The 13,610-nt window shown below is 38.1% G+C and carries 13 protein-coding genes and 1 tRNA gene; 7 read left to right on the forward strand and 7 right to left on the reverse strand.

The window, feature by feature from the left end; genetic code table 11:
- Positions 1 to 12: 12 nt before the first annotated feature.
- Both E4O01_RS07880 and E4O01_RS07885 read right to left on the reverse strand, forming a co-directional pair.
- Positions 13 to 930 (reverse strand): hypothetical protein, encoded by a 918-nt coding sequence (locus E4O01_RS07880; protein ID WP_253691483.1) that lies wholly within the window; start codon positions 928 to 930, stop codon positions 13 to 15.
- A 2-nt stretch (positions 931 to 932) separates the two neighbouring features.
- Positions 933 to 1,385 (reverse strand): hypothetical protein, encoded by a 453-nt coding sequence (locus tag E4O01_RS07885; RefSeq protein WP_253691484.1) that lies wholly within the window; start codon positions 1,383 to 1,385, stop codon positions 933 to 935.
- Between the two features lie 150 nt (positions 1,386 to 1,535).
- Between E4O01_RS07885 and E4O01_RS07890 the strand changes: the two genes are divergently transcribed.
- A complete protein-coding gene (locus tag E4O01_RS07890) occupies positions 1,536 to 2,045 on the forward strand; it encodes a hypothetical protein (RefSeq protein ID WP_253691485.1) in 510 nt (169 codons plus the stop codon).
- A complete protein-coding gene (locus tag E4O01_RS07895) occupies positions 2,046 to 3,434 on the forward strand; it encodes an SPOR domain-containing protein (protein ID WP_253691487.1) in 1,389 nt (462 codons plus the stop codon).
- A 93-nt stretch (positions 3,435 to 3,527) separates the two neighbouring features.
- On the opposite strand, the gene E4O01_RS07900 is transcribed toward E4O01_RS07895, so the two are convergent.
- The gene (locus E4O01_RS07900; RefSeq protein WP_253691489.1) at positions 3,528 to 4,364 is read right to left on the reverse strand and encodes a class I SAM-dependent methyltransferase; all 837 of its coding nucleotides are present in this window, start codon (positions 4,362 to 4,364) and stop codon (positions 3,528 to 3,530) included.
- 346 nt (positions 4,365 to 4,710) lie between these two features.
- Between E4O01_RS07900 and E4O01_RS07905 the strand changes: the two genes are divergently transcribed.
- The 5 genes from E4O01_RS07905 to E4O01_RS07925 all read left to right on the forward strand — a co-directional run bounded on the left by E4O01_RS07905 (position 4,711) and on the right by E4O01_RS07925 (position 9,686).
- Complete coding sequence (locus E4O01_RS07905) at positions 4,711 to 5,520, forward strand: ABC transporter substrate-binding protein (protein WP_253691491.1); 810 nt, start codon at positions 4,711 to 4,713, stop codon at positions 5,518 to 5,520.
- 43 nt (positions 5,521 to 5,563) lie between these two features.
- Complete coding sequence (locus E4O01_RS07910; protein WP_253691493.1) at positions 5,564 to 6,847, forward strand: coproporphyrinogen-III oxidase family protein; 1,284 nt, start codon at positions 5,564 to 5,566, stop codon at positions 6,845 to 6,847.
- Between the two features lie 112 nt (positions 6,848 to 6,959).
- Positions 6,960 to 8,594 carry a chaperonin GroEL gene (gene groL, locus E4O01_RS07915; RefSeq protein WP_253691495.1) on the forward strand — a complete coding sequence of 545 codons (1,635 nt, stop codon included), beginning with the start codon at positions 6,960 to 6,962 and terminating at the stop codon, positions 8,592 to 8,594.
- Between the two features lie 202 nt (positions 8,595 to 8,796).
- A complete protein-coding gene (locus tag E4O01_RS07920) occupies positions 8,797 to 9,546 on the forward strand; it encodes a hypothetical protein (RefSeq protein ID WP_253719222.1) in 750 nt (249 codons plus the stop codon).
- Between the two features lie 67 nt (positions 9,547 to 9,613).
- Positions 9,614 to 9,686, forward strand: a tRNA-Met gene (locus tag E4O01_RS07925).
- Between the two features lie 78 nt (positions 9,687 to 9,764).
- Here the strand turns inward: E4O01_RS07925 and aroC are convergent.
- From aroC to E4O01_RS07945, 4 genes are all read right to left on the reverse strand, one after another.
- Positions 9,765 to 10,874 (reverse strand): chorismate synthase, encoded by a 1,110-nt coding sequence (gene aroC, locus E4O01_RS07930; protein ID WP_253691498.1) that lies wholly within the window; start codon positions 10,872 to 10,874, stop codon positions 9,765 to 9,767.
- Between the two features lie 15 nt (positions 10,875 to 10,889).
- Complete coding sequence (gene trmB / locus E4O01_RS07935; protein ID WP_253695195.1) at positions 10,890 to 11,531, reverse strand: tRNA (guanosine(46)-N7)-methyltransferase TrmB; 642 nt, start codon at positions 11,529 to 11,531, stop codon at positions 10,890 to 10,892.
- Positions 11,532 to 11,627: 96 nt separating this feature from the next.
- On the reverse strand, positions 11,628 to 12,338 hold the full coding sequence (locus tag E4O01_RS07940) for a hypothetical protein (RefSeq protein ID WP_253691500.1): 711 nt from the start codon (positions 12,336 to 12,338) through the stop codon (positions 11,628 to 11,630).
- 33 nt (positions 12,339 to 12,371) lie between these two features.
- On the reverse strand, positions 12,372 to 13,541 hold the full coding sequence (locus E4O01_RS07945; RefSeq protein ID WP_253691502.1) for a DUF8084 family protein: 1,170 nt from the start codon (positions 13,539 to 13,541) through the stop codon (positions 12,372 to 12,374).
- Positions 13,542 to 13,610: the final 69 nt, after the last annotated feature.

A 13,610-nucleotide genomic window follows, 5' to 3' on the forward strand; every position in this document is an offset into this window, starting at 1 on the left:
ATTAAAGGGGCTTTAAAAAGCCCCTTTTTTTGTTGCCTGGCGGTTTATCTCCTCCCATAAAGCATTACCTTCATGCGGTACACAATCTTGCACCCAATACCACCAAAAAAAGCCGCCTATAAAATTCTTCGTGTATCCGGGCATACCGTAATAACGGCGTATCATACTAAGTTTTGCTTTTTCATCGGCATTTTTATCGGTACTTCCGCATTCTCCTATGCCCAGTTTTGAGTTGGGGAAAACTTCTTCCAAATCGGCAAAAACTTTTTCCCAGTCAGGCTGAAAGCCTTCATTATCATCCTCGTAATAACTCACCAAAAGATAATCTACATTCTCTTTTATGCGGGAAGGAAGATAGGTTTTAAGCCAATCAAGCATCGAAATTTTTTGCATTCCGGGCGCAAAAGCATAAGCGGTTAACACGGTGATGCCTCCTTTTGATTTGATAAAATCGTAAGCTGCCGTTACCTTATCTGCAATCAATTTAGGATTTTTACCGAGCCAATCTTCTCCGTTAATTTCATTTCCGATCTCCCACATGTGGATGTATTTTCCGAGAGTCTCATAGGCTGTTATAAAACGTTTTTTATAGGAAGATATCGTTTTGTATGATTTCATATCATAAGAATCCACGGGACAAGCCAATATACGGGCAACTTTGCTAATTTCCCTAAAAATAGGAATATATGTTGAAAGAGGCTCGTCCTTAGACATAACAATACGTACTGTAGGTTTTGTCTTCATATCCTTGAGGGCTTTTACCACAGCTTCAAGTTTAACGGTTTCATACCATGAGTCATCTATCGTAAGCCCCAATATAAAGTCTTGGTTCAAAGAAAGTACCTTTGAACCTTGCTCTTGAGCAAACAGCACAGAGGCAAAAACACAACTTAAAAAAAACAGATAAAATCCTTTGTATTTTAACTTCATATTCAGAAAAAAACACGCTTAAAATTTATTTTTTTTGATTGGTAAAATTTTTTATACTTTACATCATCAAAGTCAAAATATCTGTAACCTACCCCTTTTTTAGACACAAGATTTTTCCATAAATTAAAGGCTTCATCCAAATTTCCTATTTCAAATGCATATTTTGCTTTCATATGTTCAATTTCAAAATCAAATAAATGCAATTCATCATTATTTTCTATCATTCTGTTTAACCAAGACTCAGCAATACCCATGTTATTTTTTTGTATAGCGTGAATGAAAAAGCTTTTAGCATAATTATATCCCTGATTCCATCTCGCTCCCGAACCGGGAAAAGCCTTCCATCCTTTCTCGGCGGCAGCAAAGCCTTCTTCTACTTTATTTTCTTGCAGTTTGGTTACGGCATCCTTGCCATAAGAAACAACAACAGCATATCGTTCATCATCCAGCAGCATATAAATTCCTCCATAACACTTAATTTACATTTCATTTAATTTATATTATATCATCTATTCCGAATTATTTCATCTGTGTTAGTTTTCCTATTTTTTAAATTCTCTTAATCTTTTTTTTGGAATACCGATAATCTATCACGAGGGACTATTATGCTAAAAAAATACATAAGCTTTATACTATTTTGCATTTTTTTCACAGCTGCTTTTGCCGACACCTCGGCTTTTGCATGTTTTCAAAATAAGGATGCACATGAAAAATGCAAAAATATTACGGAGCTGTTTGAAGATACTGTTTTTGACAAGTTTTTTGATGAAGGCTTTATTGCTACAAGCATCCCGGTAACCGAAATAAAATCGGAAAATGATATTTCGCTTGCAGAAATAAAATCTTTTTTTGAAGAAAGCCCTAACTACCTTATAATCTTTTATATGAAATACGGCCCCGAACTTCTATTCAATAAAAAAACCGAGAAAAAAGAAGCGGATTGGCGGGAAATCGGCATACGGGCATTCGATTTTAGAACCGGAAAAGAAATATATAAAAAGAACATGGATATGACCAAGTTTAAAGAAAACGGCCCCGAAAAAAAGGCCGAAAAACTGGCCGGCCAAATATCAACAGAAATCTTTGAAGCAATCAGCAGGAATAAGGAGAGATAAATGAACAAAAAAGTTTTATTTTCATTGATATTCATTATATCGTTTTCATGTATATGGGCGGTTTGGGAAGGAAACGGAGGCATAGGCTCCCCTACAGATTTTCCTCCTGAAGGCTTGTTTGTCAGAAGCGATATGTTTCCGAAACACACCCTTTTGGAAATAACCAACCTTGAAAAAAACATTAAGGCTAGAGCCGTAGTTATAGGTCCATCAGGAATTCCGGGTCTTTTGGTCAGTCTCTCTCCCGAATTAGGAGAAAAACTAAATGTTCCTCGCGGAAAGGTTATAAGAATCAGGGTTTTCACGCCGAGTCCTGTAAATGAAGACGGAGATGACGGAAAAGATATTTCTACAACAATCACAGAATCCCAAGACTTGGATTCAAACCCTGCTCTTTTTGTCGCCTCACATTCCGAAGCTGCAACGGTAAATTTAAAACCCGAAAAAGAAAAAACCGAGCCGGTTTCTAAAAACAATGTATCGGATACCATCCTTTACGATGATCTTCCGGCAGCTGAACCTGTTGTCGAAGAAACTCCTTTACATGAAGAAGAAACGGCCCCACTTCCCGCAGAAGAAAAAACGACAGATGTTCCGGCCGTCGAAGTTGTAACTCCTCCGGAAGAAAAGCCAGAACCTGTTCCCGAAGCACCGGTTATAACAAAAACGGAAATTCCTGCAGCTCCAATAGAAGTTCCGGCAATAACCGAAACCTATATGGAGCCGGCAAAAGAAAATCCGCCGATAACCGTAGAGCCGATAAAAGAACCCAAACCGGAAAAAGAGGCTCAGCCCGCTCCCGTAAGCGAGGTATCGACTCCTCAGGCACCCGTAAAACCAGAAGAAAAACAAGCTCCTGTTGAAGTCGTAGACTCCATCGTAGAACCTGTTAAAGAAACTCCGCCTGAAAACAAGAAGGTAGATATCGTTGACGAAATAACTCCAAAAAGCGAACCCGTTAAAGAAGAACCTATTGCAGATAAGAGTGAAGAAGAACCGGTAGAGATTGAAGACATACAGGAAAAACCGGAAGAAACAACTTCTAATGACGATACGGATTCGGAAAACATATATACTGTGGAGAATGAGGAAAAAGAAGAAGAAACACCCGTAATACCCGTAATAACCGAAACGCCGGTTCTTTCGAGTAAACTTGAAAAGGGTAAAAACTATGTTCAAATAATAATTTATAACGACAAAGAAAATTGTGATGAAGTAGTAGAAAAATACGGTAAAAAATACCCCATGGTAGTTGAAGAAGACCTTGTAAAAAACAAAAAAAGGTATACCGTATTTGTAGGCCCCTTAAAAGTTGATGAAATCGGAGCGGCTCTTGAACGATTTAAAAAATTCGGTTTTAAAGATGCCTTTTTAAAGAAGGGTAGATAGAATCGATCAATTGGTAATGAGCAATGTGTAATTGGCAATTATACCAATTACACATTTTTTTTGCACAGGGCCTGCCATATTTTACCGGCCGGGTTATTCCAAAAAATCCATGCGTATAATTCTCATCTTCATAAACCCATCTCCAATTCTTGCAAGAAATCGATGAATTCCGCGGATACCGGGATTTTTCATATCATAATATCCAAGCATATAGCCCTTGTAGGACACCCGTATCTTATCAGACCAGTTTAACTGTTGTGCAGGATTATTTATACTGAAAAATGCACTCACATCGCTGATTCCCATGTTTTTTAAAGTTTGAGAAAGCATCATCTTTAAGCCGAATTTTCCTACAGTGTCAAAAACTAAAACGCCCCTAGGATACCGCTTTGCAAGTTCCAAGATCAAAGTTTTCACATCTTCTCTTTTAAAATAATGAAAAACTCCGGCAGCAAATAGAATAACTCCCTCAGAACCGTCTATTTTATCCATCCATGAATAATTCTTTAAATCGCAGGAAATATTTGTTTCCCTCTCCCTTGCCGGTACAAGCTCAGACCTTATGCTCATTACCTTCGGAAGATCTACGTTGAAAATGCGGCATTTTCCGTTATCGCAAGCCCGTCCCGTTTGATCAAGCCCGCAGCCTAAGTTTACAACCGAGGCTTTAGGATAATTTTTTAAGTAATCTTTAATTTCATACATAAGGTCCAGCTGCCGCATTGCAGCTTCAAGAGCGCCGAATTCATATAAAAGAGAATCTTTTTTTGCTTCTTGTTCAGAAAAATCGTAGTCCAGTTTTTCACAAAGGAGTTTTGCCGATTTATCGGTATATAAATCGGGAAATTTTTCGGCACACATTTTCCTGCCGTAAAGCGGTACTATCAAGGTTTCTTGAACCGAATTTTTTTCGATATGTATTTTCTGCATGTAATCCTCCCATAAAAAGTCAATGAGAAAATATCAATTTTCGATTTGACTTTTTACGCCGTTTCGCAATACTTGAGAGAAACGGAACATAATATCGATAAACAGTGAGGCAGAATTCCTGCCGAACTGTTTATCATGCATCCCATAAAAACTTTTAAATTTGAATAATTTATTATATCACTTGATAATAAATTATTCCATACTGTACAGCTTAAATAAATCATTTTTTCTCGATTCCTATTGACAGAAAAATAAATAATGTTATCTTTAGGATAACTTAGCTATATCTAACATATTACTAACGATAAAGGAAATATGCTAAAAACTTTTGTTTTGGAGTTATTTTATGAAAAACAAAGTGATTATTCTTTTGAGTTTCCTGTACATGGGAAGCATGCTGTATGCAGGAGGAAACAAGGAAGGCAGTAAGAAACAGGAAAGCGGCCGTAAAATGTACGGTTATATGGTTCCTGCATCCGTTCCTCAAAGAACTGCTGTAGGCCAGGTTGTTATATTACAGATGCTTGACATGCTTGATGTCGATATAGTTGCAAGACCTTCGACAAAACGGGAAATAAGTGCAAGGTATAAGGATAAAACGGAAATCGGCATGCCGATGAGGGTTGATCTTGAAAAGCTTAAGGAAGTAAACCCCGACTTCTATTTGGCAACAGGTGACAGAGGAACACCTATTGCAGAACAATTAAAGGCTTTAAATATTCCTGCAGAGTTTTTGCAGACTACAACCTATACAGATATTTTAAATTCAATGAGATATCTGGGTGAAGTGTACAATAAGCGGGAAAAAGCAGCTGCTTATGTAAAACAAGTTGAAGATGTAGTAGCAAAAGTTAAAGCCTCCAATAAAAATAAAAAACCTCTTAAAGTTTTAATTATTGCGGGCTTTCCCAACAGTATGAGTATACATACGGAAGGCTCATTTGTCGGAACCTTAATAAAAGTTTTAGGAGCCGAAAATATCTGGACCGATAATACCGTAAAAAATACTACCGTTCCTATGAATTTGGAACTGGTAAAAGCAACTAATCCCGATGTTATTTTGCTTACCAGCCATGGCGATGCAAAAGATACGGCAAAGATGTATGAAAAAGATTTTGAAAATGCAAAAAAAGTATTTGAAAATTTCGGAAGATAATTAAAACCGGCAGGTTAAAATTAACATAAGGAGTACTCTACAAATGACTGCAGAAGATATTTTAAATTGTTCATTTAAGGATCGCAAAAAATCTCATCACGATACAGGAATGGGTTCCATGAAATATGCAAAGGGCATGAGGTCTTTGGAAAAGGCTCTTTCCGAACCAAATACACAAAACGGAAAAAAATCCGTTTACATTCACGTACCCTATTGCAAAAAAATTTGCAGTTTTTGCAGCATGAGGCGGACAATAAATCCGGTACCGGATGACTACGCCGATCTTGTCATAAGGCAGATTGAAAATTACGGTAAGACGGAATATGTAAAAAGCTCAAACATAAATTCGGTTTACTTCGGAGGCGGAACTCCTACAGCTCTGCCTGCAAAACAGCTTGCCGAAATACTTCAAGCTCTTCAAAAAAATTTTAACATAGCAAAAGATGCCGAGATTTCGATGGAAACTACCGTTTCGGAATTGGATGACGAAAAGCTTAAAATTCTTTTTGAAAACGGTTTAAACAGAATAAGTGCCGGTATTCAAACCTTTAATGATAAAGGGCGAAAAACATTGGGCAGAATCGGAAACGGCGAAAATGCGGAAAATTTTTTGAGACGAGCTTTTAAAACCGGCTTTAAAAATGTCAACATCGACATTATTTATAATTATCCCGATGAAACAAAGGAAATCTTAAAAGAAGACTTACGTAAGGCCTTTGCCTTGGATGTTGCAGGTTTTTCTTTTTACTCTCTCATAGTAATGGATACTTCTAAGATAGGACGCAGTGTAGATAAAAAAGAATATGCCGAAAAAACGCTTCAGCAGGATGCGGAGTTCTTTTTAACCATTTTAGAAGATAGCCGAAAAGCAGGTTACGATTTTTTAGAGATAACAAAACTTGTAAAGCCCGACAGAGACAACTACGAATATATCAGAAGCGGGCACCTAGGCGGCGATATTTTTCCTGTAGGGGCCGGGGCCGGAGGCTTTGTAAATAATACGGCTGTAATGAATCCCCTCGACAAAGAAAAATTTGCGGATCAAATTACCGGCTTTGATAAAACTTCGGGTATGTGGATAAGCGAAGATTACCGAAGAATAAAAAGATTTTCAGGGCAGCTTCAAGAAGGCTTATTGGATTTAAGTTTTTTAACAAAAGAAGAGTCGGATAAAATCTATGATATGCTTACCGGATTGGAAAACGAAACTTTGATCAAAAAAGATAGCGGCTCCAAAAATTACAAATTTACCGACAAAGGCTTTTTTTGGGGCAACAGTCTTGCCGCCGAACTTGGAAAAAGCATTTTTTACTATGTACAAAAATAATCGACAGTTACATCCGGGCAATTACCCCACCCCCTTGCCGTTTTGCCGTTTTTTTTGTATCTTATACTCACGATAATTAATAAATTAACATATATTCTTAAGGAGACCTAAAATGGCTAAACAATTATTGTTTAATGAAGAGGCTAGAAAGAGCCTTCTCGCCGGTGTTGAACAAATTTCAAATGCAGTAAAGGTTACACTCGGCCCCAAGGGACGAAACGTTCTTATCGATAAGAGTTTCGGAGCCCCTACAGTTACAAAGGACGGCGTATCTGTAGCACGAGAAGTAGAACTTGAAAACAAATTTGAAAATATGGGTGCCCAGCTTTTAAAAGAAGTTGCAACAAAGACAAATGATGTTGCAGGTGACGGAACCACAACAGCTACCGTTCTTGCATACTCAATGGTAAAAGAAGGCTTAAAGGCCGTAGCTGCCGGAATGACCCCGCTTGAATTAAAACGAGGTATCGACAAGGCCGTTGCTATCGCCGTTGAAGATATCCAAAAAAATTCAAAAGAAATTAAGGGCTCTGAAGAAGTTGCCCACGTAGCTTCCGTTTCTGCAAATAACGATGCAGAAATAGGTAAGATCATCGCCGATGCTATCGCCAAGGTAGGAAAGGACGGTGTTATCGATGTAGGCGAAGCCCAGACAATGGAAACCGTAACCGACTATGTAGAAGGTATGCAGTTCGACAGAGGTTATATTTCTTCTTACTTTGTAACAGACAGGGACAGAATGGAAACCGTTTTTGAAAATCCCTACATCCTCATCTACGATAAATCAATTTCAACAATGAAAGACCTTCTCCCTCTTTTGGAGCAGGTAGCCCAGTCAGGCCGCCCTCTTTTGATTATTGCAGAAGATGTTGAAGGCGAAGCCCTTGCAACCTTGGTTGTAAACAGCCTCCGAGGTGCATTAAAAACCTGTGCAGTTAAGGCCCCCGGTTTCGGTGACAGAAGAAAGGAAATGCTTGAAGACATTGCCGTTTTAACCGGCGGACAGGTTGTTTCGGAAGAATTAGGCTTTAAGCTTGAAGCAGCTCAAATTTCAATGTTGGGACAGGCCAAGAGCATAAAAATCGATAAAGACAACACTATGATTATCGACGGAGCCGGAAAATCCAAGGACATCAAGGACAGAGTTTCCCAGATTAAGGCCCAGCTTGATGCAACCGATTCCGAATACGACAGCGAAAAGCTAAGAGAAAGATTGGCTAAGCTCTCAGGCGGTGTTGCCGTTATCAAAATAGGGGCTGTAACCGAAGTTGAAATGAAAGAGAAAAAGCACAGAGTTGAAGATGCTCTTTCGGCAACAAGGGCCGCTATTGAAGAAGGTATTGTTGCAGGAGGCGGTCTTGCAATGATTCAGGCTATCTCAGCTTTAGAAAAGGCCGACATGAGCTCTCTTACAGAGGATGAAAAAGTAGGCTTTAAGATTGTAAAGCGAGCCCTCGAAGAGCCTATCCGCCAGATTGCCGAAAATGCAGGCTTGGACGGAGCCGTTATTGCAGAAAAAGCTAAGGAAAAGAAAGGAGTAGGTTTCGATGCTGCCAAAATGGAATGGACAGACATGGTAAAGGCCGGAATCATAGACCCTGCCAAGGTTACCCGCTCTGCCTTACAGAACGCAGCTTCAATAGCAAGTCTTCTTTTGACAACAGAATGTGCAATCACTGATATCCCCGAAAAAGCTGCAGGTCCTGCAATGCCTTCACCCGACATGGGCGGCATGGGAATGTACTAAAATTTAAGCATACTGTATGCGGGAATGTACTAGAATTTTAGCTTACCCTATGCGGGCATGTACTAAAATCTAATAAGATGAGTCCTGTGTTTTATGACGCAGGGCTCATTTTTATTTTCAGCACTTTTAAAAATGGCATTTTAAAATTAAAATCACAATAAATTATATTGCTATTTTTTTAAATATATATTACAATGTAGTTATGAATGATGATATAATGTCTGAACTAGGACTCGCCAAATCGGAAAACGGAACAGTGGAGCTGGATTCGCTTACCTTGGAAGCCCTAAAAAAAGGTCCAATTGATATTTTTGATGATGTATATCTGGGTGAAACAAGACCAAACTCTTTAATTCTTTGTATTGATGTGCGCGGTTTTAGTGATTTTATGTGCAACAATGAAGAAACTGTTGTTTTCGGTTTAATCAAATCATTTACGGCTAACTTTCTTTCATGTCTCAATCAGTTCGGGTATAATTGTTCATATTATAAACTGCTTGGAGACGGAGCATTAGTTATATGGGATAAGCTGGATGGAGTTGCAATCAAAGAAGCAGTCACCGTTTTTACTACATATATAGAATTCGCAAATGAAGAATTGTTTAAACCTTACGGAAATCTGTCCATAGGCGGAGCCTTGGTATTGGATAAGGTATATAAATATGAAATTTCGGCAGAAGCATCCCAGCTAAAATATCGAGACTATGTAGGTTACGGCATAAACCTTGCCTGCCGTCTTCAAAACCTTGCAGCAGGCGGAGAACTCATAGTAAGTAAAAAATTAGTTGATATCGGTGCAATATACGCAACAAAAAATACAAACCCCGAAGTAATGAAAAAACTCAGAGCCCTCAAAGGAGTCAAACCGGAGGACAGAGAAGCGATCTATCTGTATAAGGATATAAATCCGAAAATTATTTCGATATTTAAAGTTTTAAGCTTAGATTTCTAAATTATTAACAATTTATAAATTAGGGCTTGACACAAATGTATATTTTTTATATACTCAAAGCTCTTACGGCGGTATAGCTCAGTTGGCAGAGCAAACGGCTCATATCCGTTAGGTCATAGGTTCAAGCCCTATTGCCGCTAGCTTGTTTTAAAGGCACTCAAATGAGTGCCTTTTTTTATTGTTTACTATTGTGAATTTCTAAAGATTATTTTACACTTCTAAAACCTTTCAACCTTTGATGCCAAAAAAGCATCCGCAAGCACAAGATAGGTCATAGCTTCAACTACAGGAACAATTCGCGGGAAAAGACAGATGTCGTGATTCCCGCCGATAGAAAGCATACATTTCTCTCCTTCTTTATTCAAAGAGGTTTGGCTCATTCTTATTGAGGGAACAGGTTTTACGGCAAGCTTAAAATTTATGCTGCCCGTAAAACATCCGCGTTTTGTGTCCTCACCGGAATAATTTAAAAGGTTTTCCATATTGCAGGAAATGCCGCCCATAATGCCTCCGGAATAGTTTTTGGAAAGCTCATTATTTTCGCTGCCGGGAATAGAAGCCGAATAAAAGCCTCCGCCTATTTCTATGCCTTTTACGGCACCTATCGACATTATAGCTTGAGACAAAACAGCATCAAGTTTACCGAAAACGGGAGAACCAAGACCTTCAGGAACATTTAAAACTGAACAAGACAAAATACAGCCTGCCGAGTTTCCCTCAGAAGCCAAATCGCTTAATTTTTTTAAAACAGCCTCAGGAAGATCATCATCTTCTCTGAGAGGAGTTTCCATTCTAAGACCTGCAATTTCTTCGGCTCTTACCTTTACCTCAATGGGATTTTGACCTTCTTTTACAGCAAAGGCTTCAAGCATTTTTTTTGCAACAGCTCCGCCTATAACGCGTCCTATCGTTTCCCTGCCTGAAGAGCGGCCTCCGCCCCGGTAGTCTCTATGCCCGTATTTTACATCATAAGCATAATCGGCATGCCCCGGACGGAAAACATCTTTTAAGTTGTCATAATCTTTGGATGAGGTTTCTTTATTTCTGACAAGAACGGCAATAGGGCTTCCGAGGGTTTTACTCTCAAAAACACCGGAAAGAATCTCGCAAATATCATCCTCATTTCGGCTGGTAGAAAAAACTTTTTTTAGGTTATCACCATCATCAAAAGAGTTTTTAGGTTTTCTGCGGTTAAGCTCTTTTTGAATATCCTCTACAAAAAGAGGAATCCCGGCAGGACATCCGTCTATTACTGCCCCTACCCCTGCACTTCTGCTTTCTCCAAAACTTGTCAACGTAAAAAAACGCCCAAAAGAATTTGCTCCCATAACTTCCTCTATAAACTATAAAAACTTTTTGCAGTAAAATTTTTCGAATATGAGCTCATTTATCACATGGTCTTTTTTTAAGCCCTTTTTTTCAAACTTTGTTGTAGGACGCCAACTTTGAGCAGGAGCGAATTTTTCGTACTTGGATTTTAGACTTGGAGTTTCGCTCAACTGTTCAAAGGCATCCTCTGCATAATTTTCCCAATCAGTTACCATGTAAATATAGCCGCCGCTCTTTAACTTTTTTGAAAGTAAATCGGTTCGAGGCCGCCTTACAAGCCGCCTTTTGTGATTTCGCTTTTTTTGCCATGGATCAGGAAAAAAAATATGAAAGCCGTCAACACATTCATCATCTATCATATTTTCTAAAACTTCAATTGCATCGTGCTCAATAATCCGTAAATTATTCAATTTTTTTTCTTCTATTTCGCCTAAAAGTTTACCTACTCCGGCCTTAAAAACTTCAATACCAAGATAATTTTTATCGGGATTGTCCTCAGCAATTTGGGAAGTTGCAGTTCCCATTCCGAATCCGATCTCTATGATTACAGGATTATCGTTTTGAAAAAGGTTTTTAAAATCAATTAAACATTCATTGTAAGGAATACACCACTTGCCGTAAAAAGATTCATAGTTTCGTTTTTGCCCTTCGGTCATTCGCCCGGCCCGCAATACAAAGGTTTTTATCGGTCTAAAATGAGGCTTTAACCCGATATTTCGGCTGTTTTCGATATCATTATTCATTCTTTGATACTAGTATAAACTATGGTACTTTGTCAAATAGGCAATATCGGCTCCATCCTTTTGGGCCATACATTGAACATAGCGGGTGTCGGGATATTTTTCAAGCAAAGGTTCAAGGCTGTCGTCGTATTCGGAACGATAGGGCAAAATTTTGGCAAAAAGCGGCTGTTTATCGGCTCCCAATAAAATAAGAGAAAAATTTTTAAACCTTACCCCGGATGAAGCCTCTATCTTCCATCTTTTATTTTGAATTTTAAATGTAAATGGAAGAGAAGAAATAACTTCACTATCCCGGATGGTGATTTTTTTGATTGCTCTATTTCCGGACAGGTCTTCCGCAATAACCGAATACTCGCCCAGCGGAATCCGGCCGAAAGGATCTGCTATTTTGTTGGAACCGGCCCAAAGAATTTTTTCGGCATCTGAAGCTCTAAGCAGTGCCGAAGAAAAAAAAGCGGAATTTTCTCTGTTCAAAACCCATGTAAACCCTGATTCTAAATGCACAACCTGTATCGAAGAATAATCACTGCGGCCGTTTTCATCCTTATACAGTAAAAAAACGGAAAGCCTTTCTTCAATTGAATTTTTATCCGTTTCTATTTTTAAAATTTTAACCGAAAGTTCAGGTATTTCAGGTCCGTTAAAAGAACATGAAGATAAAAAAACGGCAATAAAAAAAATCGGAATCTTCTTTAAATGTTTTTTTACGGCTGCGCTCATTTAATATCCCGTTATTAAAAATAATCCCAAACCCTAGAACATAAAGGACATATTCATTACCGTTAAATCCGTATCTTCAAAGCGGTTTGCACTTGATTCGAAACGGACATTTACTTTTTCGCATGCATCGTTTAGATAAGAAATATAATACATTCCCAAATTCAAGTCTTCTGCTCCTTCAGGAAGGGCACGGTAAAAATCGATCAAAGAATTCTTATCGACATCTGCCATCTTTAAGTCATTTAAGTTTGCTCTTACAGCATCAGACTGTTCATTTTTACTGTAAAGAGTAATTTGAAGTTTTCCCTGCGTTCCTATCGAAGCAATTCCGCCGCTTCCAATCTTCCATGAAACAAAAACAAGTTCTTTTTTCTTCTCAAGCTCTGCAACGAGCCTGCGGCGTATTTCCGGATCAAACAGAGCTTCTTGCGGGTCATCCAGTTCAGGAAACAAGGTCAAGGCTTCTTTACGCAGGTTCATGTTTTCTGCGCTCAAAATAAGTTCCATCAACATCAGGGCGATGTACTCGGCTATCTTCGTTTTATCCATGTACTCGGTCAAAGAGGTTCTTATCGTTTTTAAAATGAGGTCAAAATCCTTGTGCATTCTGAATTTGGTTATAATAAACCAAGTGAAAGGTCTCATTATATTTAAAAACTTTTCAGCCAAAAAAAGCTGTATGTTTTTTTCTTCAGGAGACAAAGCATTATTTTTAGTTATAAAAGAAAAAAGAGGTTTTACGATTTCCTGCTTTGCCTCATAAATCATGTTCTCATTTTGCTGTAATACGTTTGCCAAAAATTTTTCGTTGATGCGTGTTTTTTCGTCTATTATACTTGCAGGATTTTGACGGTTCCATTTTTTTATAACGGGAGAGTTTAAGATTTGTTTAAATATGTAGTCGTCATATTGTTTATACAGTACGGAATATACTATCAGCTTTGAAAGATCCATTACCTCCTGCCGTGAAGAAACGAATTCAGGTTTAGATATTTCTATCTTCGATATGTAATCTACTAAAAGCAAACGTTGAATTGTTTCAGGCATAAATTTTTCAAGGGAAATACCGTATTCTTCAATATTTCCGGCAAGCTTAAATTTAAGAAGTTTTTTATTTCTTTTTATAAAAAATGTAGAACCTTCCTGAGTCAAAATAAGCTTTAATGGAAGCTCCAAAATCCGTTTCTTTTCACTTGTAGCCATGAGAGCTCCTTCCTACTGCAATAAATATGAACAAAAACACTCCTAAGTTTAACATAATTTTATGACAAA

The organism is Treponema sp. OMZ 790 (assembly GCF_024181285.1).
In the GTDB taxonomy this organism is placed as follows: domain Bacteria; phylum Spirochaetota; class Spirochaetia; order Treponematales; family Treponemataceae; genus Treponema_B.

Coding starts and splice junctions, on each gene's coding strand:
- E4O01_RS07885 (WP_253691484.1), bottom strand. CDS start 1,385: ATGCTGCTGGATGATGAACGATATGCTGTTGTTGTTTCTTATGGCAAG.
- E4O01_RS07940 (WP_253691500.1), bottom strand. CDS start 12,338: ATGAGCGCAGCCGTAAAAAAACATTTAAAGAAGATTCCGATTTTTTTT.
- aroC (WP_253691498.1), bottom strand. CDS start 10,874: ATGGGAGCAAATTCTTTTGGGCGTTTTTTTACGTTGACAAGTTTTGGA.
- trmB (WP_253695195.1), bottom strand. CDS start 11,531: ATGACCGAAGGGCAAAAACGAAACTATGAATCTTTTTACGGCAAGTGG.
- E4O01_RS07895 (WP_253691487.1), top strand. CDS start 2,046: ATGAACAAAAAAGTTTTATTTTCATTGATATTCATTATATCGTTTTCA.
- E4O01_RS07905 (WP_253691491.1), top strand. CDS start 4,711: ATGAAAAACAAAGTGATTATTCTTTTGAGTTTCCTGTACATGGGAAGC.
- groL (WP_253691495.1), top strand. CDS start 6,960: ATGGCTAAACAATTATTGTTTAATGAAGAGGCTAGAAAGAGCCTTCTC.
- E4O01_RS07900 (WP_253691489.1), bottom strand. CDS start 4,364: ATGCAGAAAATACATATCGAAAAAAATTCGGTTCAAGAAACCTTGATA.
- E4O01_RS07890 (WP_253691485.1), top strand. CDS start 1,536: ATGCTAAAAAAATACATAAGCTTTATACTATTTTGCATTTTTTTCACA.
- E4O01_RS07880 (WP_253691483.1), bottom strand. CDS start 930: ATGAAGTTAAAATACAAAGGATTTTATCTGTTTTTTTTAAGTTGTGTT.
- E4O01_RS07920 (WP_253719222.1), top strand. CDS start 8,797: ATGAATGATGATATAATGTCTGAACTAGGACTCGCCAAATCGGAAAAC.
- E4O01_RS07910 (WP_253691493.1), top strand. CDS start 5,564: ATGACTGCAGAAGATATTTTAAATTGTTCATTTAAGGATCGCAAAAAA.
- E4O01_RS07945 (WP_253691502.1), bottom strand. CDS start 13,541: ATGGCTACAAGTGAAAAGAAACGGATTTTGGAGCTTCCATTAAAGCTT.